Annotated in this window: 20 protein-coding genes and 1 riboswitch; all 20 genes read left to right on the top strand. The window is 51.3% G+C overall.

What is annotated here, in order from left to right:
* The 20 genes from ABGV42_RS28445 to ABGV42_RS28350 all read left to right on the top strand — a co-directional run bounded on the left by ABGV42_RS28445 (position 1) and on the right by ABGV42_RS28350 (position 22000).
* On the top strand, positions 1 to 861 hold the full coding sequence (locus ABGV42_RS28445; RefSeq protein ID WP_347384723.1) for a M56 family metallopeptidase: 861 nt from the start codon (positions 1 to 3) through the stop codon (positions 859 to 861).
* Between the two features lie 41 nt (positions 862 to 902).
* A complete protein-coding gene (locus ABGV42_RS28440; protein WP_347384722.1) occupies positions 903 to 1316 on the top strand; it encodes a DoxX family protein in 414 nt (137 codons plus the stop codon).
* A 259-nt stretch (positions 1317 to 1575) separates the two neighbouring features.
* A complete protein-coding gene (locus tag ABGV42_RS28435) occupies positions 1576 to 2529 on the top strand; it encodes an ABC transporter permease (RefSeq protein ID WP_347384721.1) in 954 nt (317 codons plus the stop codon).
* Positions 2530 to 2531: 2 nt separating this feature from the next.
* Positions 2532 to 3494 (top strand): iron chelate uptake ABC transporter family permease subunit, encoded by a 963-nt coding sequence (locus ABGV42_RS28430; RefSeq protein WP_431523713.1) that lies wholly within the window; start codon positions 2532 to 2534, stop codon positions 3492 to 3494.
* Complete coding sequence (locus tag ABGV42_RS28425) at positions 3488 to 4246, top strand: iron ABC transporter ATP-binding protein (protein WP_347384719.1); 759 nt, start codon at positions 3488 to 3490, stop codon at positions 4244 to 4246. Before ABGV42_RS28430 ends, ABGV42_RS28425 begins: the two co-directional genes overlap by 7 nt.
* Positions 4247 to 4328: 82 nt before the next feature.
* On the top strand, positions 4329 to 5315 hold the full coding sequence (locus tag ABGV42_RS28420) for a siderophore ABC transporter substrate-binding protein (protein ID WP_347384718.1): 987 nt from the start codon (positions 4329 to 4331) through the stop codon (positions 5313 to 5315).
* A gap of 174 nt (positions 5316 to 5489) precedes the next feature.
* Positions 5490 to 7073 (top strand): spore germination protein, encoded by a 1584-nt coding sequence (locus tag ABGV42_RS28415; protein WP_347384717.1) that lies wholly within the window; start codon positions 5490 to 5492, stop codon positions 7071 to 7073.
* A gap of 4 nt (positions 7074 to 7077) precedes the next feature.
* Positions 7078 to 8277, top strand: a complete 1200-nt coding sequence (locus tag ABGV42_RS28410) for a Ger(x)C family spore germination protein (RefSeq protein WP_347384716.1) — start codon at positions 7078 to 7080, stop codon at positions 8275 to 8277.
* The gene (locus tag ABGV42_RS28405) at positions 8270 to 8491 is read left to right on the top strand and encodes a hypothetical protein (protein WP_347384715.1); all 222 of its coding nucleotides are present in this window, start codon (positions 8270 to 8272) and stop codon (positions 8489 to 8491) included. The genes ABGV42_RS28410 and ABGV42_RS28405 overlap by 8 nt, the downstream gene beginning before the upstream one ends.
* Positions 8492 to 8543: 52 nt before the next feature.
* Positions 8544 to 9746, top strand: a complete 1203-nt coding sequence (locus ABGV42_RS28400) for a GerAB/ArcD/ProY family transporter (RefSeq protein WP_347384714.1) — start codon at positions 8544 to 8546, stop codon at positions 9744 to 9746.
* Positions 9747 to 9877: 131 nt separating this feature from the next.
* Positions 9878 to 10702, top strand: coding sequence for a uroporphyrinogen-III synthase (locus tag ABGV42_RS28395; RefSeq protein WP_347384713.1), 825 nt, complete (start codon positions 9878 to 9880; stop codon positions 10700 to 10702).
* A gap of 193 nt (positions 10703 to 10895) precedes the next feature.
* A riboswitch (cobalamin riboswitch) is annotated at positions 10896 to 11083 on the top strand.
* A 400-nt stretch (positions 11084 to 11483) separates the two neighbouring features.
* Positions 11484 to 13397 (top strand): precorrin-3B C(17)-methyltransferase, encoded by a 1914-nt coding sequence (gene cobJ / locus ABGV42_RS28390; protein WP_347384712.1) that lies wholly within the window; start codon positions 11484 to 11486, stop codon positions 13395 to 13397.
* 210 nt (positions 13398 to 13607) lie between these two features.
* Complete coding sequence (locus ABGV42_RS28385) at positions 13608 to 14825, top strand: sirohydrochlorin chelatase (protein ID WP_347384711.1); 1218 nt, start codon at positions 13608 to 13610, stop codon at positions 14823 to 14825.
* Positions 14822 to 15592 (top strand): precorrin-6A reductase, encoded by a 771-nt coding sequence (gene cobK, locus ABGV42_RS28380; protein WP_347384710.1) that lies wholly within the window; start codon positions 14822 to 14824, stop codon positions 15590 to 15592. Before ABGV42_RS28385 ends, cobK begins: the two co-directional genes overlap by 4 nt.
* A gap of 69 nt (positions 15593 to 15661) precedes the next feature.
* Complete coding sequence (locus ABGV42_RS28375) at positions 15662 to 16309, top strand: precorrin-8X methylmutase (RefSeq protein ID WP_347384709.1); 648 nt, start codon at positions 15662 to 15664, stop codon at positions 16307 to 16309.
* 666 nt (positions 16310 to 16975) lie between these two features.
* On the top strand, positions 16976 to 18130 hold the full coding sequence (locus tag ABGV42_RS28370; protein WP_347384708.1) for a cobalt-precorrin-5B (C(1))-methyltransferase: 1155 nt from the start codon (positions 16976 to 16978) through the stop codon (positions 18128 to 18130).
* Positions 18093 to 19373, top strand: a complete 1281-nt coding sequence (gene cbiE / locus ABGV42_RS28365; protein ID WP_347384707.1) for a precorrin-6y C5,15-methyltransferase (decarboxylating) subunit CbiE — start codon at positions 18093 to 18095, stop codon at positions 19371 to 19373. The genes ABGV42_RS28370 and cbiE overlap by 38 nt, the downstream gene beginning before the upstream one ends.
* A 32-nt stretch (positions 19374 to 19405) precedes the next feature.
* Positions 19406 to 20125: a precorrin-2 C(20)-methyltransferase gene (cobI, locus tag ABGV42_RS28360; RefSeq protein WP_347384706.1), complete on the top strand. Its 720-nt coding sequence runs from the start codon at positions 19406 to 19408 to the stop codon at positions 20123 to 20125.
* Complete coding sequence (cobM, locus tag ABGV42_RS28355) at positions 20122 to 20919, top strand: precorrin-4 C(11)-methyltransferase (protein ID WP_127537319.1); 798 nt, start codon at positions 20122 to 20124, stop codon at positions 20917 to 20919. The genes cobI and cobM overlap by 4 nt, the downstream gene beginning before the upstream one ends.
* Positions 20912 to 22000, top strand: coding sequence for a cobalt-precorrin 5A hydrolase (locus tag ABGV42_RS28350; protein ID WP_347384705.1), 1089 nt, complete (start codon positions 20912 to 20914; stop codon positions 21998 to 22000). The genes cobM and ABGV42_RS28350 overlap by 8 nt, the downstream gene beginning before the upstream one ends.
* Positions 22001 to 22074 lie beyond the last annotated feature (74 nt).

Here is a 22074-nt window from a genome sequence, read left to right as displayed (position 1 = left end):
ATGTGGAAGGCCCGCTCGAAGCTGTTGTTTACTGTCGGGTTTGGCATTCCGTTACTTGTGTTCATTCAGATGTTCATGTACGCCATGTACAAACTGTTTGGCTGGGATATTCCCTTTAATCTGCTCTGGCTGTGCAATCATTGGATGAGTCGGTTGGGTTGGTTATCGGTAGGCCACTTTTTGATGTTTCTCGTCGTCCTGACGTTTGGAGGAACAGGCTGGCTGTTCATGCATCGAATGATGAAGACGCGGGCAGCCGTACGCAAGCTCCATGCGATCGAAGACCAAGCAATGTCGAAAGCCCTTGAGGTCAAGTATCATCATCTCAAACAACCGGGATTCATCGTCGTGGACAAGCGGTCACCGATTGCTTTTACGATTGGTTTATGGAGACCTTATATTGTGCTCTCGACGGGATTGCTGGACATGCTTGACACTGAAGAGGAAACAGCCGTTGTCTATCATGAAGTCCATCATCTGTGGCACCGTGATCCGCTTAAGACAACGCTGCTGTCGGTGTTTGCCATGATGATGCCGTATATTCCCGTCTTGAAGCATACTTCGAAGCAATACCATATTGTCAGAGAAATTTTGGCCGATAATGAAGCCATTGAGCGTACGGGAAATGCAGCAGGAATTGGCAGTGCTTTGCTCAAACTGATCCGTGCTTGTCCTGAGCCGTGGCGGGTACGGGAAATGGCTGTACAATCCTCGTTTGCCGATACGTCGGTTAATGTGCGCATCTCCCGTCTGCTCGATCCGGAACAAGATGTTGAGCTGGCTCTACCGTGGTTCGCGATATTAATGTCTGCGACCGTGTTTCTGTTGATGTCTGTTTTGTTTGTTTGGTCGATCGGATAATTAGGATACGACACACTTATATACCAAGGAGGAAGATGAACATGAATAGTAGGAGTGTAGAGATTGGTTTGTTCTTCTTAAGAATCATGATCGGTCTCATCTTTGTATTGCATGGGTGGAGCAAGTTTGAAGGTGGAATCAGTGGTGCGGTAGGATTCTTTGAAAGTATGGGTATTCCCGGCTTCCTTGCATCGGTGGTAGCCATTATTGAGCTGGCTGGTGGGGCAGCAATGATTCTGGGGCTGGGAACACGTGTGTTTGCTGCTTTGTTTATTGTCTTGATGGCAGGGGTTCTGTTTACGGCCAAAGTAGGTCAGCCATTTATTAGCGGTACTGAGTTTGATTACCTGATGCTGGCAGGTTCCCTGACCTTGCTGTTCACAGGCAGCCGTTTCTTGGCGGTGGATCAGTTTATAGCCAGACAAGGAAGGGTTGGCCGTAATGCCAGTGCGTAAGCCCTGAAGATGATTTCGGCGAGATAACATGGGTCTTCCATACCGGAAGGCCTATTTCTTTTTATCTATTTCATATTTTATGTGATGTCTTTCAGGTTGTTTTACGAAATCCCAAAAATTGCGAAGTCAAACGAGGTTGACATCTGGAAATTAATATAGATATAATTCATATCAATTGATAATGAATATCAATATCATATGCTGAAAAATAGAACAATTACGTTGTCTTAAGGCTATCGGTGAGGGGTTTAGTAGAGAGATGAAGTTAGGTTATATGTTAATCGCACTGGCTGTTCTGTCTATCGTATACATATTTATCGGCAATTCGGACATTTCGCCCTTGGATATATTCCACTTGACCCCAGTGCAGCTGCAGGTATTGCAAGTTAGCCGTTTTCCCCGTCTGATCAGCATTCTTGTTGCTGGTATCAGTATGAGCGTTATTGGTCTGATCATGCAGCAACTGACACGCAACCGGTTTGTTTCGCCTACAACGGCAGGCACCATGGATTCAGCAAGACTTGGCATTCTTGTGACCTTGATGTGGTTCCCCGGTGCGTCCTCTCTGCAAAAAATGCTGGTTGCCTTCGCCTTTGCTCTGGCAGGTACGCTGATCTTTATGCGAATCCTCGAAAAGGTCAAATTCAAGGATACGATATACATCGCCCTTCTGGGCTTGATGTTCGGGAACATCGTTAGTTCGGTGACGACCTTTTTTGCCTACAAAAACGATCTGATCCAGAACATTTCCTCCTGGCTGCAGGGTGACTTCTCCACAATCATGAAGGGCCGATACGAATTGATCTATATCAGTATTCCGCTGCTGATCATCGTCTATCTCTTCGCCAACCGCTTCACGCTGGCCGGGATGGGAGAAGACTTTGCGACCAACCTGGGCCTGGCGTACCGAAGAGTGGTTAACCTCGGATTGATATTGGTAGCCATGGTTTCCGCCGTCGTTATTATCACCGTAGGAACCATTCCTTTTCTGGGTCTGGTCGTGCCCAATATTGTTACGCTGTATAAGGGCGATAACTTGCGTGACACGCTGCCTCATACGGCAGTGCTGGGGGCGATATTCGTTCTGGTCTGTGACATTCTGGGTCAATTGATTATTTATCCGTATCAGCTGTCCATCAGTTTGACAGTGGGAGTCGTAGGCAGTGTGCTGTTTCTGTATTTACTGCTTCGAAGAAAGGCATATGGATCATGAGAATGAAATATTCAGCGAATACTCTAAAGTTTGGCATCTTGATCGCAGCAGCGCTCATTCTGATTGGTGTGTTTCTGGTCATTCAGTCCGGGGGCAATTGGGATTATATCCTGCCGCGCCGGGGGAAAAAGATTCTGGCTATCGTGCTTACCGGAGCATGTATCGCATACTCAACCGCCATTTTCCAAACGATAACCAACAATCGTATCCTTACACCCGGCATTATGGGACTCGACTCCCTGTATATGTTGTTTCAGACGTTTGCAGTGTTTGTGTTTGGCAGCAGTCACATCAGCTTTGTGAATAAAAATCTTAACTTTGCAGTGTCTGTCCTGCTGATGACCCTCTTTGCGCTGCTGCTGCATCAATTCATGTTCCGGCGGGAACGAGGGCGCAATATCTATCTGCTGCTGCTGGTGGGTCTGATTCTGGGAACGCTCTTTCAGAGCCTGTCCTCCTTCATGGAGGTCCTGATTGATCCCAATGAATTCCTCATCCTACAAGGCAAAATGTTTGCCAGTTTCAACAATGTAAATACCGATCTATTAATCATTTCGATGGCTTCCATCCTCCTGATCCTGCTGTATGCACGGAAATTCACCAAGTATCTCGATGTTCTGGCGCTTGGGAAGGATCATGCAGTGAACCTGGGTGTGAATTACCACTATATCGTCAAACGGCTGCTGCTCGTTGTCATGGTGCTGGTGTCCATCTCCACTGCACTTATAGGTCCGATCATGTTCTTAGGATTGTTGGTCGTGAATCTGGCCCATCAGGTATTCCGGACACACCGGCATACCGTACTGATCTGGGGCTCCGTCATCATAGCAGTCGTTGCCTTGGTGGGTGGACAGCTGATCGTGGAACGGGTATTCACCTTCTCCACAACCGTAAGTGTCATTATCAACTTTATAGGCGGTGTGTATTTCATCTATTTGCTGCTAAAGGAGAGTAAGTCGTGGTAGAAGTCAGAAATGTCTCAAAACAATACGGCGGCGTCCGGGTAGTGGATGACGTATCACTCAATATTGCCAAAGGAAAAATCACTTCCTTTATCGGACCCAATGGTGCAGGCAAAAGTACGCTGTTATCCATGATCACCAGGCTCATCGGCAAAGACACGGGCCAGGTCCTGATCGAAGGGAAGGAAATTGAAGGCTGGAAGAGCAAGGAGTTGTCCAAAAAGATTTCCGTGCTCAAACAATCCAACCATATCAACATCAGGTTAACGGTGGAGGATCTGGTGGCATTCGGGCGGTTTCCTTATTCACAAGGACGGCTTACACCGGAAGACCGCCAGTGGATTCAAGAAGCCATCGATTACATGGAGCTTGGTCCGTACCGTAAAAGGTATTTGGATGAGCTCAGTGGTGGACAGCGGCAGCGGGCGTATATCGCCATGGTTATTGCGCAGAACACCGAATATATTCTGCTGGATGAACCGCTGAACAATCTGGACATGAAACATTCCGTGCAGATTATGAAAGTGCTGCGCAAGATGGTAGACGAGCTCGGCAAAACGATTGTTATTGTTATTCATGACATCAATTTTGCTTCGTGTTACTCCGATTATATTGTCGCCCTCAAGGAAGGCAGAGTCGTGCAGGAAGGTAAGACGGAGGACATCATCGATACGGAAGTATTGCAGCAGGTATATGACATGCATATTCCGGTGCAGTGGATCGATGGGCGTAAGATCTGTGTGTACTTTGCGTAAGTAGCCATATTGCATTAATCCAAGAAGAGCGTTTTCCAATTAGAAAGTTAAAACCAATATAGAGAGTGAGAGGTGTCTATTTATGAAAAAGGGTTGGTTGTTTACGTTGCTCGTAGTATTGTCTGTGGTGCTGGCAGCATGCGGGGGAAATAGAACAGCGGAGAATACGGGGGCAAGCACAGGAACAGGTACAGAGGCCAATGCTGGGGCAGAACAGTCCAGTGAGGAAATCGTCATTAAACATAAACTAGGCGAGACAACAGTGAAGAAGAATCCGCAAAACGTGGTTGTATTCGACTATGGTGTGCTGGATACCCTGGATCAGTTGGGCGTAGAAGTCGCCGGTGTTCCTCAAGAAGGCGTTCCTCCATATCTGGAAAAGTATAAAGACGCCAAGTATACCAACGTCGGTGGTTTGAAAGAAGCTGATTTTGAAAAAGTAAATGCCATGAGTCCTGACCTGATTATCATCTCGGGACGTCTGTCGGATTCATATGAAGAATTGAGCAAGATTGCACCTACCATTTATATGGCGGTAGACACCGAAGATTACATGAATTCCCTGACGGAAAACGTGAAGACACTTGGTGAGATTTTCGGCAAGGAAGCCGAAGCGGAGCAAGCATTGACTTCCATCGAGGCCTCTGCCCAAGCATTGAAAGACAAGGTAACGGCTGCAGGCAAAAATGCACTGGTCGTACTGACCAATGAAGGCAAACTGAGTGCATACGGTGCAGGTTCGCGTTTCGGTGTGATTCATGATGTATTTGGTTTTACACCAGCAGATGCCAATATTGAAGTGTCCACTCACGGACAAAGTGTTTCTTTTGAATATGTGATGGAGACGAACCCGGATTACCTGTTTGTGGTAGACCGCAGTGCGGTGGTTGCAGGCAGTGGGGAAGCTGCACCGGCCAAGCAGGTCATCGAGAATGATCTGGTCAAAAATACGACGGCTTACAAAGAAGGACATATTGTTTACCTTGACCCGAACTACTGGTACTTGTCTGGTGGCGGTCTGGAATCCATCCAGGAAATGATCAAGGAAGTGGATGCAAGCGTCAAATAACGGAAGTAAGAACCGCAACATATTGGAATGGGGAAAGAAAGATCTCTGCGAACGCAGGGATCTTTTTTTGTTTACCTGAAGCCGGAAAGCTGCATGGATTTTTGTAAATCGTCCACATAATTCCCGAACATCTGGCACAAGCTACCTTGTATAAAAAAGAGCGGAGGGACGGACATGGCCGACAGGAAAACTGGAAAAGAAGCTACCCCAAACTCAACCGAAAAAAAACATGTACCCTTGGGGCTGCCGTCTCCGCCCATTCTAAAGCAACCGATCGGACTGACACATGAGAGCCATATGCTTGCGCTTGAGGACATCTTCTCGGATAGTTCGGATGTGGTTTTCCGCAATGTCATGATTTCACCTGAAGTTCAAGGACTTCTCGTATATATCGAAGGGATTGTGAATTCGGCGGATATTCAGGACCATATGCTGCGTCCACTGATTCGAGGGCTGATCGAGCAGCGTACTGATGAACCTGATGTCCCGATTGATGATACCCGAATTGCGCTTACTCAAGTGAAAAAGGTTGACTCCTGGGCTGCAGCGGCAGATGGTGTACTGGAATCCTCGGCACTGCTGCTGATTAATGGAAGCCGGGATGCCTGGCTCTTTAATGTCAAAGGCGGTGTCCGCCGGGGAGTAGAGGAGCCGCAAACGGAATCCGTTATCCGAGGTCCCCGTGAAGGGTTTACGGAGACATTGCGTGTAAACACGGCACTGATTCGTTTTAAGTTAAAAACCTCTTCGCTCAAAATGTTGAGCATGACCATCGGAACAGAGACCAAAACCAATGTCGTGCTGACGTATTTGGATGATATTGCGGATCCCAAGTTGATCAAGGATGTCAAAAACCGCCTGAACAAGATCAAAATCGATGGTGTTCTCGAAACGGGATATATCGAGGAATTAATTGAAGATCATCCGTATTCCCCGTTCCCCCAGATGCATTATACGGAACGTCCGGATACGACGGTTGGTAATCTGCTGGAAGGCCGCTTTGCCATTCTTGTGGATGGCAGCCCGTTTGCCCTAATTGGTCCGGTTACCATGTGGCAGATGCTGCAGGCCAGTGAGGATTATTATGAACGGTTCTTTATCAGCAATCTGGTGCGCTGGATCCGGTTTCTGTTTGTAGCTATCGCACTGTTTCTGCCAGCACTGTATATCGCTATTACAACTTTCCATCAGGACATGCTGCCAACCACGCTGATTCTGAGTATCGCCGGGGCAAGGGAGGCCATCCCGTTTCCGGCGGTGGTGGAAGCTCTTATTATGGAATTGTCATTTGAGGCCTTGCGTGAAGCCGGGGTTAGGTTGCCAAAAACGGTGGGCCAGGCCGTTAGTATTCTCGGGGCGCTCGTGATCGGACAAGCAGCGGTTCAGGCCGGAATTGTATCTGCGCCGATGGTTATTATCGTATCGATGACGGGTATTGCGTCATTTACCATCCCGCGCTTTAACTTTGCCATTACGGTTCGTTTGCTGCGGTTTCCGATCATGCTTCTCGCCGGCGCGCTCGGATTGTACGGCATTGTAATCGGACTGGTACTGATCTCGGTCCATCTGACGCAGATGACTTCCTTTGGTGTGCCGTATCTGTCGGGGCTGAGTCCATACAACAAGACAGATACCAAGGATATTGTGATTCGTGCACCATGGTGGAAAATGATCCGTCGTCCTTCCACAGTGCATCGGGATCAGAAGCGTATGAATGCCAAAATCAACGGTTCGCCAGAAGCCGAAGAGGGGTGGTAAGCTCATGCATTTCATGCATAAGTATCGCACAATAGTGCTGCTGTTCCTGTGTACCCTTTTGTTGTCTGGCTGTTGGGATCGTGAAGAAATTAATGATATTGCATTTGTAATTGGCATTGCCATCGACAAGGAGAAGCAGGATTACAGAACAAGTCTGCAAATTGCTCTGCCTGGTCAGTCTGGTGCCGCTGGAAGTGAAGGAGGCGGAGGAGGCACAAGCGGGGATAAATCCTGGTTCATGCTGTCCACGACAGCCAAAACCTTTCGCGGTACCTCGCTTGAAGGGCAAAAAGCTCTGTCCCGGCGGCTTTATTATGCACATCGGCGTACGCTGCTGATCGGAGAGGATTTGGCGAGGGAAGGGGTTGCCCCCATGCTGGACTTGTTAACCAGATACCCACTGAATCGTCTGTCTGCGATGCCTGTAGTCACCAAGGGTGAAGCGTTTAAGGTTCTCGACGCGGACGCACCGATTGAAAAATTCCCCTCGGAAATGGTAAGGGAATTGTGTTTCCTGAACATGCGTAATCCGCGCTCGCTTAAACTCTTTATCGATTCCATCCTTTCGGATGGGATAGATCCTTTTCTCCCGATCGCTTCCATTACGGAAAACGTTCCGAAGGATTGGAAGGATGTCAAAACCAACATCAAGTTGGATGGATTGGCCATTTTCAAAAAAGACAAGCTTGTAGGCATGATTGAAAAGGCACCCGCGGATGCACTTATTTTGGCTATGGGTGAAGCAAATACCCCGGAAGTGCTGCTCAAGGCTCCGAAGGGCGAAGGGAGCCTGTTCATCAAGCTCAACGAAAACAATTCGTCGTTTCAACCGCATATCCGCGATGACAAAGTAAGCGTGACCATTCAATTGTACGCCAAGGGGATCTTGGTAGATAACGAATCGGATTATGGCGACCTGCGTGAACGGGAAATTGTGAGTCTGAACGAAGCGATCCACAAAAAAGTTAAAGATGATATTGAGGAAGGCGTAAGGCTGCTCCAGCGAAAGTATAATGCCGATATTCTGGGGTTGGGCCGTTCCATACATCAGCAAATGCCGAAAGAATGGGATAAAATCAAGGACCGTTGGTATGATATCTATCCGAACATGGAGGTCGTGGTAGAGCCTCATATCATCATTGAGAATGTAGGCATCACCAATAAACCGATTGGATTGACCGAGGAGGAGATCGTCCATGATTAAGCCATTGTTGTTTACGTATCTGGCCATGGTCATCGCTGTCGTCATCATGGACTTGAAGCACTTGAGGCAGGCAGCAGCGATTAACCGTTGGTTATCCTATGGGGTGATTGCATGCAGCATCGGGATTTGGTTATATGTTACCCATCTGAACAAAACCTTCTTTATCACGGTTTGGCTGACCCATTGGATTCAACGGTACTTGCCCCTCCCATAGATGTATCGACATATCTTCCGATTCGGATGAGCAGATAGAAAGGAGGTATTTGATGAATCAGAGGGTGACTAACCGGCAGCTTACGCTGCTGGTCTTGCTGCTGAGTATAACGGGTACGTTGATTCAACCTCATGCTCAGGCCATTTTCTATGCCGAACAGCATGCCTATCTATCCTATATCCCTGTGTTTCTGGTCATGCTTGCATCCATGTGGATGTTAAATCGTGTCCAGGGGAGGTTCCCCGATCAGGACTTGTTCGAGTCTTTGGTCGAAAGATTTCCCTTTTTGGGACGGGTGACGGGCTTAATGTACATCTTGTTTTTTCTTATTGTGTTTGCCCGTGACATCCGGCTGATCGGTGACTACGTAAGTATTACTTTGCTCGAGACGACGCCCATATCCATCGTTGTGTTGTCTCTCTTGGTCATGGCTGTGTTTATCGTAAGGGGAGGGCTGGGTTCTTTAATCGGGATGTCAGAGCTTTACATCACCCTGTTCTTGTTAAACTCGGTTGTCGTCCCGTTCATGTTGATTCAGCAAGTGAACCTGGAAAATCTGATGCCGTACTTTGATGTTGATGCAGCAGGTGTCGGCAAAGGAAGCTGGTATATCTTCTCTTTCTTTGGTGAGATGGTTGCATTGCCTTTTGTCATCAAGGGAAGCGACTTTCGGTTCAAATCCGTGACTTGGGGAATAACGATTGCTGCCTTGCTGATGATGCTGATTATGATCGAGACCATTACCTCCATTGGTGTGCCGATCGCATCAAGGCTGGTATATCCTTCGTATGAACTTGCCAGACAACTGCAAGTAAGTGACTTTCTGGACCGGTTCGACCTGGCACTGGCTGCGGCCACCCTGCCTACCATGATTACAAAAATTGCATTTGACCTGTATTTTATATGCTGGGGACTGAAGCGAATGATTCCCAAAGTATCCGGGAAGCTCATGACCGGTCCAGTTGCGCTTGTTGGATTCGTATGTGCATTTTGGTTTTTTAAGAATGCAATTCAGCTGTTCCGCTTCACGCGGGAGTGGACATGGATTGCCATTCTATTCGAAGTGCTCTTTCCCATCATTCTTTTCGTGTTTCTTCGGCCACGTAAAAAGGAAAGGGACTCCTCACGCGAAGGAGAGAAGCATCGCGATACAAGCAAAAAACAGGATGAACAGGGGGAAAAAAGACACGGTTCGGATCAGGAAGACGAGACAGGACATGATGACATGCAGGGGGGCGAGCTTCAGCCTTCCTAATGCCAATCATAAAAAATCGTTATAGAAGAACAGGCCAAATGACGTGAAACGAGGTTTCCCTCCATGAGACTACCCTGTATACTGTAGTCAAACGAATGACGTTCGGACGAACGAACTGGGGGGAAACATGAATGGCTCAATATTTGGCAGGTGTACGTGTAGCGCTGACAGGACCACGTAAATCCAAGGAAATGGCCTTGTTGGTTGAGAAAATGGGTGGTATTCCACTCGTGCGGCCAGCACAGGGAACGGTATTCCTGGATGATCGGAGCATACGCGATGGTCTTGTCTCTTTAATCTCTGATCCACCCGACTGGGCGGTGTTAACTACAGGGATGGGGCTCGATGCCATATTTGAAATGGCAGAGGATATGGACATTGCCGGTCAACTGCTGGATGTCCTGTCGGAAGCCTCGATTGCGGCAAGAGGATACAAAACGGTGAATGCACTTCGTAAGCGCAAGCTCGCACCGCTGGTCCGGGATGATGATGGCAGTACGGATGGGCTGATCCGGGAGTTCGCCCCACATGATCTGGCAGGCAAAAAAGTCATGCTCCAGCTTCACGGGGAGACTGCACCGAAGCTGGTCAACTGGCTGGAGGAACAGGGTGCACAGGTAAGACAGGTTTTGCCTTATCGTCATGTGCCGCCAGAAGAGGCCGAACTCGAATTGCTTTTGAATGAAATCGTGCAGCATGAGGTCGACGCTGTAGCATTCACCAGCGGCCCCCAAGTACGGTTTTTGTCAGCATATGCAGCTTCCCAAGGCAAGCTGGAACAGATGCAGCAGGCTTTCCGGGAAGCTGTAATTCCTGCATCTGTAGGCAAGGTGACTGCGAACGCCATGCTTGAAGAAGGTATTGAAGCACGGGTTGTTCCGGAGGAAGAAAAGATGGGAGCGCTCATCGTTGAACTGGGACGATATATTGCTGCAGCACATGCCAATAAATCCTGACACGCAGATCTGGACATATGCCTTATAAAGTATCCGGTAAGTCGTTATGAGAGTTTCGCATATGAATATCGTCATTCAAGTTCTGATCCGTTCTGGATCAGAATTTTTTTGTTTTGTCTGAAAATAGAATATTGGACAAGCATCATAAGCATGGACTTTTTTTCCTGAGCGGTGTTATGATGAAACCAATATCATTCATGAAAACAAGCAAGGTGCTCTTGCGTGAGCAAGAGGTAACAGGGAATCGGGTGCAAGTCCCGAGCGGTCCCGCCACTGTAATGGGGAAGCCCTTTTCATCCATGTCACTCGACCATCCGGGGAAGACAGAAAAGGAAGCTGATGATCCAGAGCCAGGAGACCTACCTTGCATGTGTCACCGAACCCTTCGCGGAAAGGAGTGGTGTACGAAGAATCAGGAAACGGGCGAACCATCGGTTCGCCTGGCAGGCCCTTTGCGGCCATGCAGCCACAGGTCTATCCACTATAGGGCCGTGGACTGTCTTCTTGAGTGTACGTACATACGTATCCCATCCGTTATAAGGATGGGATTTTTTTGTTTATTTTCAGGGAATCAATCTGGAATCGGAATGGATCGAACATGCCGCGAAGAAGAAGGTCGGTCAAGCCGTCCTTCTTCACTGTTTTAGATTACAAGGGATAAGAAGGTCGAACGGCGTGGCGCCAATGATCAAACGATCAACCACAAACCATAGCTGTAGAAGCGTGATATAGATGTTACTGACGTGCTAAGGGTGAGCAGGGAGATGGAGGAGGAGAAGCAATGCAGAGTCAAGGAAAGCTGCTGATTATCGGCTTTGGCCCGGGAGCCATGGAGCATATCACCACACGGGCATTGGAGGCACTTCGGGAGAGCGAGGTCATTATTGGTTATAACACCTACGTTGACCTGATTCGTCCACTCCTGGACGGACAGGAGATTGTGCGGACAGGCATGACCGAGGAAGTAAGCCGGGCACAGGAAGCGGTCAGACAGGCGGAGATGGGCAAAATTGTTGCGGTAATCTCCAGTGGAGATGCAGGTGTATACGGCATGGCAGGACTGGTGTATGAGGTACTGATGGAGCAGGGCTGGAAGCCGGAAAGCGGCGTCGGCGTAGAGGTTATTCCGGGTGTATCTGCCATTCAATCCTGCGCTTCCTTGCTGGGTGCGCCTGTGATGCATGATGCATGTACGATCAGTCTGAGTGACCACCTTACGCCTTGGGAGACAATCATTCGCCGAGTGGAAGCAGCAGCAGCGGCTGATTTTGTCATTGCTCTGTACAACCCTCGTAGTGGACGCCGGACGCGGCAGATCGTGGAGACTCAGGAGATGCTGCTGCGATATCGCAGTCCCCAGACGCCGGTGGGACTTGTAAAAAGTGCCTATCGTGAACGTCAGGATGTCGTGATGACCACGCTGGAAGATATGTTGAATCATGATATCGGCATGCTGACGACCGTCATCATAGGTAACTCCTCGACCATGATGTATGAAGGACTCATGGTCACACCGCGCGGATATCAGCGGAAATACACGCTGAATACCGCGGAACAGTCGCTCAGACCGCATGAGCGGCTTCGCACGGAGGCCGAGCCTTGGTCGCTCGGCGCCATGGAGGCCCGTTCTGCCGCTTCAGCCGATGCAGCAGACACGGTCCGCGACGCGCAGACCGCGCAGCCAGCTGCGGAGCCAGCCCTGCGCGGCGCGAGCACCAGCGCGGGCACGGGGCCGCAAGGGCAGCACGGCGCTGGTATGCCTGCTGCTCAGCCATCGGGAAGCCCGGCAGGTGGCGGTAGCACCGCAGTGCTTTCCGCTGAGCGCCCTGCGGCGGTGAATACCGCGGCGCGTACAGCCGAGGCACAGCCGGGTACTGGTGCGGCCGAGCTGGCTGCCGAGGCGCTGACGCGGCTTGCGGCAGGCGGCAAACTCGCCGGCGAAGCGGCCAGTCGCTGGCTGGATGCGGCGGTGCCAGGCGTGCCAGCCGGGACGCCGCAGGCTGCAGCCGATGCTGCTGTGCGGACCGCACCTGAGCCGGGACGCAAGGCGCCGCTGTTCGAGATTGGCGTGTCGCCTGGCGTCGGCAACAAGAAGTTTACTGCAGCCCAGATGGCGCTTCTGGCGCAATGCGCGAGTGAAGAAGGCGAGCTGGAATACACGCCGGAGCATCAGATTATTTTGCGGGTACCGACCTTTGAACCGGCTCAGCTGGTAGAAGAACTGCGTGCAGCGAATTTCATCGTGGTGCCGATCGGTGACGTCATCAAGGTGAAGGCCTGTGACTTCTGCGACATGGAGAAGGATGATGCTGTTCCGATGGCCAATCATCTGCAGGCTGTTATAGGCGGACTTAGTGCGCCGAAAGAGACCAGCGTGGCTCTGAATGGCTGCGGCATGGCATGTTATGGTGCTGTATTGGAGGACATCGGAATTGTCTACCGCAAAGGCGGATACGACCTGTTCCTTGGCGGCAAGAAGTTCGGACGAAACGCTCACCCTGCCCAGCCAGTAGCCGAGGGGATTCCAGGTGATCAGATTGGCGGGATGGTGGAGCGGATCGTAGCGGAGTACAAGGAAAAGGGACACCCGAATGAGCGATTCCACAAATTTTTCAAACGCGTCGGAGTAATCCAGGGCTTCCGTCACGTAGATGCGCCTGTCACCGTGGAAGTAAATCCGGTATGCGGCGACTAGGGATCGTGCCAGTTTTGGTATCGTCCGATAAAATCGATTCTTCTATCCAACATTTTTACTTACAACTGCAACAGTTCTTTGCACTTTTATATAGATCGAAATGATTGGGTAACAGGTTACCCTCCGTGAAAGGCTCGTTTACCGAGTAAAGCGCAGCATAAAATTGAGATGCCTGATCTATGGATCAGGCGAGGGAGGAAGAAGCCAGAGATGAATGCCATTTTGCTGGTGGGACACGGCAGCCGTGATCCTGAGGGGAATCGGGAGTTAATGGAGTTTGCACGTGCGGTAGCGGAGAAAGCGCCGGAGAATACCGTGGTAGAGACCTGCTTTTTGGAATTAACAAGACCGAGCATTGCCGAAGGGGTTACGGCTTGTGTGAATCAAGGGGCAACGCGCATCGTATTGGTGCCAATCATTCTGTTTGCTGCAGGGCACGCCAAAATTGATATTCCGAATGCAATCGACCGGGCCAAAATCCGTTATCCGCAAGTGGAATTTGTGTATGGACGTCCGATTGGCGTACATGAGAAAGTCGTTCAAATTATGCAGACCCGTCTGCAGGAGGCTCGGCCTGTCCTTGTGGCCGCAACTCAAGGCGGCGCAGCAGTGGCGGCTCAGCCTGCTGCTGTCACGGATGAAGAGACAGCCGTACTTGTCCTTGGACGGGGAAGCAGTGACCCGGATGCCAACAGTGACTTTTTCAAAATGACCCGGATGCTATGGGAGAAACTGCCGTATAAATGGGCCGAAAGCAGCTTTATTGGCGTGACGCAGCCCTCATTCCCGGATGGATTGCAGCGTTGTCTCCTGCTCGGAGCGAAGAAAATTATCATTATGCCTTATTTCCTGTTCACAGGTGTACTGATTAAACGCATTGATGAGATGACAGCAGAGTTTGCTGCGGCAAATCCGGACATTCAGGTAGAGATTGGTGGATATTTCGGATTCCATCCGAAATTGGTGGAACTGGTACTGGAACGCGCGAACGAAGGGTTGAATGGACGGGTCGCGGCCAACTGTGACAACTGCCAATTCAGACTGGAAGCTGCCAAATATCACCACCATCACCATGATCACGATCACGGGCATGATCATCATGACCACGACCATGATCACAGTCACGATCATCACCATCATGACCACGACCATGGACACAGCCACGATCATCACGCACATGATCATAGCCATGACCACCACCATCACCACGATGAGGAGCACCATGCTCACGACCATGCCGAGAGCAGCCGAGAAGCATCACTGGATTTCCATCATGATCACGACGGTGAACTGCACCATTCGCATCATGAACATGAAGATGCTTTGCATAATCAAGTTGGACAGGACGAAGCCGAGGAGAATATCTCGCCAGCAGATGCTGGGCATGCTCAGGTCGCAGCTGCGTCGGATCAGGTGAACCGTCCATGATCCTGATGTTATGCGGTACAAGTGATGCGCGAGAATTGGCTGTGCAGATTCAGCAGCAGGAGATGGAAGTACTCACATCGGTTGTAACCGAGAATGCTGCGCAGAGTCTGTCCGAAGCCGGGCTGCCGGTTCGAACAGGCAGGCTGACGATAGAGGCAATGGTCCAGCTTGTCCGTGAAAAAGGAAGCCGTGCCATCGTGGATGCAAGCCATCCCTTTGCAGAGGAGGCCCATGCCAATGCCATGGAAGCAGCCAAACAGGCAGGAATTCCTTATATCCGTTACGAGCGGACGGGACTTGCATACGATGACCATCCGCTGCTTCATGTCGTGTCTTCCTATGATGAAGCAGCCCTTAAGGCGAAAGAGCTCAAAGGTTCGGTTATGTTAACCACAGGAAGCAAAACGCTGCAGATTTTCACCAAGCACCTGCTCGGTGATCCCGACATTCGTCTCGTTGCCCGTATGCTTCCGCGTCTCGACAATATGGAGAAGTGCGGTGAACTGGGTGTTGAACAGCGCAATATTATTGCCATGCAGGGACCCTTCTCCCGTGAAATGAACGAAGCCTTGTACAAGCATTATGCCACTACCGTTATGGTGACCAAGGAAAGCGGCAAGACCGGGGCTGTAGATGAGAAAATCCAATCGGCTCTGGAGCTGGGCATTCAGGTTGTATTGATTTCTCGCCCAGAGGCCGAATTCGGAACGGTGTTTGATGAATTTGAAGGCGTACTCTCCGAGTTAAAGCGCGTATTGATGCAGTAGAACACCCGAATAGATCAAATTGGGATAGACCCATTTTGAATCATATTACTATCGAAGGAGTGAGTGCATATGGATTTCAAAACGGAATTTAAACCTTTAACTGTACAGCCTCAGGAGATTGAGGGGAAAAGCTTCGAGATGATTACCGAGGAGCTGGGTGAGCACCCATTCACGGAGGAACAATATCCCGTTGTACAGCGTGTAATTCATGCCTCAGCTGACTTCGAACTTGGCCGCAGCATGGTATTCCATCCGGATGCCATACAGGCAGGCATTGCAGCCCTTCGTGCAGGCCAATCCGTCATTGCTGACGTACAGATGATCCAGGCGGGTGTAAGCAAGGATCGCATTCGCGGGTTCGGCGGAGATGTGCACGTCCATATTTCCGACCCGGATGTGATGGAGGAAGCGAAGCGGTTGAATACAACAAGAGCCATCATCTCAACTCGCAAAGCGACCAAAATGTACGAGGGAGGAATCTACGCCATCGGTAACGCACCGACAGCGTTGCTGGAGCTGATCCGTTTGGTCAAAGAAGGCGAAGCCAAACCGGGCTTGATCATTGGTATGCCTGTTGGATTCGTGTCCGCGGCCGAATCCAAGGACGAGCTGCGCAAGCTGGACATCCCATTTATCACGAACATCGGCCGCAAAGGCGGCAGCACGATCGTAGTAGCTGCCCTGAACGCCATTTCCCTGATGGCAGTGAAGGTTTAGTCGCTGTTTCAGCCTAAACTGAGCGTACCGAGCAAAGAATACATGGGCAGCGCTAACGAACCTGAGTGAAGCTATTCTGCTCAAAGGCGCCAAAAACGCTGGGAACATCGGCTTAAAGTTGAAATAACATCGCTACGATTCGTTAGATTATCAGTATGTAGAAATCGGCTCGAATAGCGATTCCTGAGTTCGTTAAAGTGTAGCCATGATCAACTGAAACGGAGCGAATGTTAGAGCATGCATGATACAAAGTGCATCTGGTAGATTCATGCCTTAAGCATCGCTCAATTTCAAAAAAGTGTGAAGGCATGAACCATAAACTTGGTAACTGCCATCCAATGCCAACTTCTAGTGGCATTAAATGGCCAGTTACTCCAGAAAAACCTCATGGCATGGCTTAGCATATGAGGTTGCAGTAAGAACTTTGCGAGGTATACGAGGACGCAGGAGTAGCGAAGGGGACGGAATCGACTCTGTAGAAGCGAAGTGTTCGCCTTTGTCTCCATACTTTTTCCTATGAAAAAAATAATTAAGAAAGTATGGAGACAACAGCGATCGGAAGAACGATCCGTACCCGTAAAGGCCACCCCGTAGTCTTCGCACACACAGTGATCCAAGTGTCACCTACCATTTAATGTGATAAGAAAGGACGGGAGGTTCAAAGCCATGGAAAAGAAACGCATGAAAAGCGGGGAAACACCCGATCCGGATAAACCGATGCGTTCCGGCTTCACCACGGGAGCCTGTGCCACGGCCGTTGCCAAGGGGGCCGCGCAGCTCCTGTTAACTGAGGTCCCTCCTGCACAGGCTGTGGTTTCATTGCCGGCAGGCTTTGACCACTCGTTCGAGCTGATCGAGCAGGAACTGATGTCGGATGGAACGGCCACCTGTGCCACCATCAAGGATGCCGGGGATGATCCGGATGCCACGCATCTGGCGAAAATTATTGCACACGTCTCCTGGCGAGACGAGCCTGGCGTGGAACTGGATGGCGGGATCGGGGTAGGCCGTGTCACCAAACCCGGCTTGCCTGTGCCTGTGGGTGAAGCGGCAATTAATCCCGTTCCGCGCCGTATGATTACCGAGGCTGTCACCCAGGTACTTGCCGAACATGGAACAGCCAGGGGTGTAAGGGTCGTCATAAGCGTGCCGGACGGCGAAGAGATCGCCAAGAAGACGCTGAATTCGCGTCTTGGCATTCTGGGCGGCATCTCCATTTTGGGCACACGGGGCGTGGTCGTTCCGTTCTCCACTTCTGCGTACAAAGCGAGTGTGGTACAGGCCATTTCGGTTGCGCAGGCATCCGGCTGTGATCACATTGTACTGACGACAGGCGGCAGCAGTGAGAAATATGCGATGAAAATGATGCCCGAACTGCCCGAGGAAGCCTTTATTCAAATGGGTGACTTTGTCGGCTTCGCCATCAAACACGGTAAACGACTGGGCATGAAACGCATCAGCCTGGTCGGGATGCCGGGCAAATTTGCCAAAGTGGCCCAAGGGGTCATGATGGTGCACTCCAAGAGTGCGCCGGTGGATTTTGGATTTCTTGCGTCCGTGGCCCGCGAGACCGGGGCCGGAGACGAACTGGCGCAAGCGATCGAGGAAGCCAACACGGCGACTCAAGTGGCCGATATGATGACCGAGGCGGGGTATTTACCCTATTTTGAGAAGCTATGTACATATGCCTGTAGGCACTGTCTGGAGCATGCGGGAGGCGGCGTAACGGTCGAAGTGGTATTGGTAACGATGAAAGGAATGGAACTGGGGAGGGCGGAAATCAGTGAACTGGACGACAGCAACTGGAGCAAAGAATCGTAGAATCCGTATTATCGGCGTAGGTGAAGAAGGCGCGGCAGGGTTAACGGCAGATCATCTGAATCTGATTCAGGAAGCGGATGTACTCGTAGGCGGCGAACGTCAGCTGCAGTATTTCCCTGCATTTGCAGGGGAGAAACTCACGATTAAGAGTGGATTAAGCGATTTGGTTGTGAAAATAAAAGCGCTGCAGGACACGCACAACATCGTTGTGCTTGCCTCAGGAGACCCGCTGTTCTACGGCATTGCCGGGTATCTGGCGCGTAAGCTGGGCCCGGATCAACTGGAGATCCGACCTAATCTCAGTTCGCTGCAGCTGGCATTCGCCAAGCTTGGCGAAAGCTGGCACGACGCCGTGCTCGAAAGCGTGCACGGACGTCCGCTCAAGGGCCTCGCACAGCGCATTGATGGGCAAGCCAAAATTGCGCTGCTCACGGACGAGCATAACAGCCCTGCTGCGGTTGGGGCTTATCTGCAGCAGTTCGGCATGACCGAGTATGATGCCTACGTTGCCGAGAACCTCGGCGGGCCAGACGAGCGTGCCCGCCATTACACCCTGGACGAATTGGCAGCAGCCGAATGCAGCCCGCTGAACGTCGTCATTTTGCTGCGCCGCAAGGATGCGCCTGCGCCGCGCAAAGGGTTTGGGTTTGCGGATGAGGAATTCCATCAGCGCAAACCGGAGAAGGGCCTGATTACCAAGCGCGAGGTTCGCGCCTTCAGCCTATCGGAGCTGCGACTTGGCGAGGACAGCATCGTGTGGGATATCGGCGCAGGTTCAGGCTCGGTGGCGGTCGAGTGCACGCGGCTTGCGCCGCGAGGCCAGGTTTTCGCCATCGAGAAGAATGAAGGTGACCTCGTGAACATCGAGGCCAACCGGATCAAATTCCGGACGGACTTCACCATCCTTCATGCCAAAGCACCAGCAGGGCTGGACGAACTGCCGAATCCCGATGCGGTGTTCATCGGCGGCAGCGGCGGCGAGCTTGCCCAGCTGATCGCCCTGTGCGCGTCCCGGCTGCGCCCGGAGGGACGCATCGTCGTGAATGCAGCGACGATCGAGACGCTGCATGACAGCATGAAGGCGATGCGCGAAGCAGGCATGGACGCATCGGTAACGCTGCTTCAGACGGCACGCAGCAAGCCGATTCTGAACATGACCCGTTTTGACGGATTGAATCCGATTTACGTGATCACAGGCCAGCATACAGCAGCAGAGGAAGCGGAAGCTGGAGCGGAAGAATGATTTTTCAAGGACAGGATAAGGGGGAAAACAACATGAGTACGGCAGCAGCAGTAGGTACGCTGTATGGCGTGGGTGTCGGGCCGGGAGATCCGGAACTGATTACGGTGAAGGCATATCGAATGATCCGGGAGTGTCCGGTGGTTGCCTATCCGAAGAAGCGTAAAGGCGGCAAATCGTATGCCCACGAAATCGTGGAACTGTATGTGAACCCGGAAGAGAAAGAGATGCTCGGCCTGATCTTTCCGATGACCAAGGACCCGGTTGTCCTTGAACGGGAGTGGGGCAAAACTGTTGAAGCCTGCTGGGGTGCGCTGAAGGAAGGCAAGGATGTAGCCTTTGTAACGGAAGGTGATCCGAACCTGTACAGTACCTTTATCCATCTGGCACGACTGATGCGTGAACTGCATCCCGAAGTCCCGATTGCTTCGATTCCGGGAATTTCTTCTGTACTGGGTGCCGCAGCAGCACTGGACATCCATCTGGCAGACGGTGACGAGCAGGTGGGTATTATCCCCGCAACCGCCGATAAGGAAGCGATGCGTCAGGCAATTGAGCATCACGATACAATTGTATTTATCAAAGTGGCCAAGGTGCTGGACCCGATGCTTGAATTGCTGGACGAGATGGGACTCGGCGGCAAAGCCTCAGTTGTCACCAAAGTCACTTCCCCATATGAATTGGTCTGGCGCGATGCCCGTGAACTGAAAGGGCAGGAGCTGGAATATCTGAGCCTGATGGTGGTGAGCAAATGAAAACACTTGAACCGAAAGTTTATATCGTAGGTGCAGGCCCGGGCGACCCGGAACTGATTACGGTGAAGGGATCGAACATTTTGAGAAACGCGGATCTGGTCCTGTACACCGACTCACTCGTGAACGATGAACTGATTGCGACGGCAAAGCCTGAAGCAGAAGTGCTGCAAAGCTCCGGCATGGATCTGGAGCAGCAGGTTGAACTGATGTGTGAAGCCACCCGGGCAGGCCGCAGCGTCGCTCGTGTGCATACCGGTGATCCGGCGATGTACGGCGCAATTCTGGAACAGATGGTACTGCTGAAACAGCAGGGCGTGGAATATGAGATTATTCCGGGGGTGAGCTCGGTCTTTGCTTCGGCAGCAGCCCTCGGAGCAGAACTTACCGTGCCGGAACTGACGCAGACCGTAATCCTTACACGCGCAGAAGGACGTACGCCAGTGCCTGAACGCGAGAAGCTGCGTGATCTGGCATCGCATCACTGTACGGTGGCCCTCTTCCTGAGTGCAACGCTGGCGAAAAAAGTCGTGGTCGAATTCCTCGCCGCAGGGTGGAGCGAAGATACCCCGGTGGCGGTTGTGCAGCGGGCGACTTGGCCGGATCAGAAGATTGTACGGACTACGCTCGCCAATCTGGCTGCCGATCTGCGTGCCGCAGGCATTACGATGCATGCCATGATTCTGGCAGGATGGGCGCTTGATCCCGATCTCGTGAACCGGGATGCCCACCGGTCCAAGCTGTATGACAAATCCTTCACCCATGGTTATCGCAAAGGAGTGAAGTCCGGTGAGTAACCCGTTTGCAGCCGTGGCCATTACGAAGCATGGTGTGGAGATGGTACGCCATCTGGCTGGACAATTCCAGGGTACGGACGTGTATTACATGAGCAAGTTTGCCCGCGGGGATGAGAAAGAGCTGGGTTATCAGCTGTTTGAAGGCTCGGTGAAGCTGATTTTGCCTGATCTGTTCAAGCGATACAATGGCATCATTCTGTTTATCTCTCTGGGAGCGGTAGTCCGCATGATCGCCCCGCTGCTGGTGGACAAAAAAGTCGACCCTGCCGTGCTGGTCATTGATGACCGCGGCGAGAATGTGATCAGCGTGCTGTCGGGCCATCTTGGCGGTGCGAATGAACTGACTCGTCAGGTCGCGGAAGTGCTCGGAGCACGCGCGGTGATCACAACGGCCTCGGACGTCCAAGGAACGATCCCGGTAGACATGTTCGGACGGGAGCTGGGCTGGGTTGTGGACAGCTTCGACAAGGCAACGCCAGTCAGTGCAGCTGTTGTTAACGAGGAGCCTGTTGCTCTGATTCAGGAGACGGGAGAGCGGAACTGGTGGCGATATAACAAGCCTGTACCGGATCATATCCGCGTCTTCAGCAGCATGGAGGAAACCGAGTCGTTTCCGTTCAACGCGGCACTTGTGGTCAGTGACCGCCTGCTTACCGAAGATGAACAGACACGTTTCCTGACAAATGGTGTGCTGTATCGTCCGAAGAGTCTCGTACTGGGCATGGGCTGCAACCGCGGTACATCCATGGAAGAACTGGAACAGGAGATGCTCGCCACATTGGAAGAGTTGTCTCTTTCGGTGAAAAGCGTACGAAACATAGCCACCATTGATCTGAAAAAGGATGAAGAAGGCCTGCTGGCTCTATGCGCCAAATATGGCTGGGAACTCGTGACGTATACGCCAGCCGAGCTGAATGCAGTCAAGCTTCCAAACCCGTCCGAGACGGTATATAAATATACAGGAGCTTACGGTGTGAGCGAGCCTGCGGCATTGCTGTCTTCCGGAGCAGACCACTGGCTGCTGGAGAAGAAGAAGAGCGGAAACCTGACGATTTCCGTAACGAGAATCCCTTTTGACTAAATTATATTGGAATAATACAATGCGCTTCACGAGATGAAGCAACTATGTATTATTTAGGCCGCATCGTATATAGG

It is taken from the genome of Paenibacillus pabuli, assembly GCF_039831995.1.
Lineage (GTDB): Bacteria > Bacillota > Bacilli > Paenibacillales > Paenibacillaceae > Paenibacillus > Paenibacillus pabuli_C.
This window is presented reverse-complemented; position numbering and strand designations above follow the sequence as displayed.